Annotated in this window: 2 protein-coding genes and 1 pseudogene; all 3 read left to right on the forward strand. The window is 72.7% G+C overall.

Annotated elements, in window-relative coordinates:
• On the forward strand, positions 1-583 hold a 583-nt coding region (locus tag ACLEQD_RS43310; protein ID WP_410391779.1), incomplete at its 5' end, for a hypothetical protein.
• 57 nt (positions 584-640) lie between these two features.
• Positions 641-1,255, forward strand: coding sequence for an AAA family ATPase (locus ACLEQD_RS43315; protein ID WP_410391780.1), 615 nt, complete (start codon positions 641-643; stop codon positions 1,253-1,255).
• Positions 1,234-1,421 (forward strand): annotated as a pseudogene (locus tag ACLEQD_RS43320) (hypothetical protein); the annotation flags it as partial. The gene ACLEQD_RS43315 and the pseudogene ACLEQD_RS43320, both read left to right, overlap by 22 nt.

Raw genomic sequence — 1,421 nt, forward strand, 5'->3', positions numbered from 1 at the left:
GGCCGCCCGCCGCGCCCCGGCCCCCGCGCCCATCGAGGAGGACGACGACTCCGGCGACGCGGTGGCGGACCCCTGGTCCCGCGAGGCGCGCGAGCTGGAGTCCCCCCGCTCTCCCATCGATGATCCGGAGGTGCTGCTGGACGACGCGCGCTCGTTCCTGCGCGAGCTGGAGGGCGGCGACCGCATCGCGTTCTGGGGCGCGACGCTGGTGGTGCTCTCCTGCTTCATCCCGTGGAAGGAGACGGCGGCGGACGGCGACTTCCTGGGCCTCATCAGCCTGGGGTTCATCTCCTTCCTCTTCGCCATCGCGACCATGGTCTTCGTGGGCCTGCGGGCGCGGCAGGTGATGACCTGGGTGAACCCCATGCTGCCGTGGGGCGCGCAGATGTTCTGCAGCGTGGTGACGCTCGTGTGGTCGCTGGTGTTCCTGAAGCTCTCCTCGGACACCACCCTGGTGCCGTCGCCGCTCGGCAACTCGGAGATGATGAACTCGTCGCCGAGCATCGGCTGCTTCCTGGGCATCCTCGGCGGCGTCATCGCGGTGCTGGGCGGCCTGATGGGGCTGAAGCGCCCGCAGGACTAGGGCCCGAGGATTTCGCTGCCTCGCCGGATGGGAGGCGGGCTACCGTCGCCGGCCACCATGTCCGACGCCACGCCCCTCTCCCGCCTCCTCGACGCGCTGGGCTCGGCCGTCGTGGGCCAGCCCCGTGTGCTGGCCGACCTGGTGACGGCCTTCCTCGCGCGCGGCCACGTGCTGCTGGAGGGCGTGCCCGGCGTCGCCAAGACGCTCACCGCGCGCAGCATGGCGGGGGCCCTGGGCCTGTCCTTCTCCCGCGTGCAGTTCACGCCGGACCTGATGCCCGCGGACATCCTGGGCACCAACGTCTTCCAGCCGCAGTCGCAGGCCTTCCGCCTGATGAAGGGCCCCGTCTTCACGGAGGTCCTGGTCGCGGATGAGATCAACCGCACCCCGCCCAAGACGCAGGCCGCGCTGCTGGAGGCCATGGAGGAGCGGCAGGTCACCATCGACGGCGTCACGCACGCGCTGCCGCCGCACTTCTTCGTCGTCGCCACGCAGAACCCGCTGGAGCTGGAGGGCACCTATCCCCTCCCCGAGGCCCAGCTCGACCGCTTCCTCATGCGCGTGCGCGTGGGCTACCCGGACGGGGACTCGGAGACGGCGCTGCTCCGTGCCTTCCACCAGCGCGAGGCCGCCCGCCCGGCGTGTCCCGCGTGCTGGACGCCGCCACGTTGACGGAGCTGCAGGACCGCGCGGCCCGCGTCGCGTGCGACGACTCCATCCTCCAGTACGTCGTACAGCTCGTGCGCGACACCCGCGCCCACCCCCGCGTGCGGCTGGGCGCGAGCCCCCGCGCCGCGCAGGCCCTGCTCGCGCGGCCAAGGCGGCCGCGAGCAGGGCC

It is taken from the genome of Corallococcus sp. 4LFB, assembly GCF_046520365.1.
GTDB lineage: Bacteria > Myxococcota > Myxococcia > Myxococcales > Myxococcaceae > Corallococcus > Corallococcus caeni.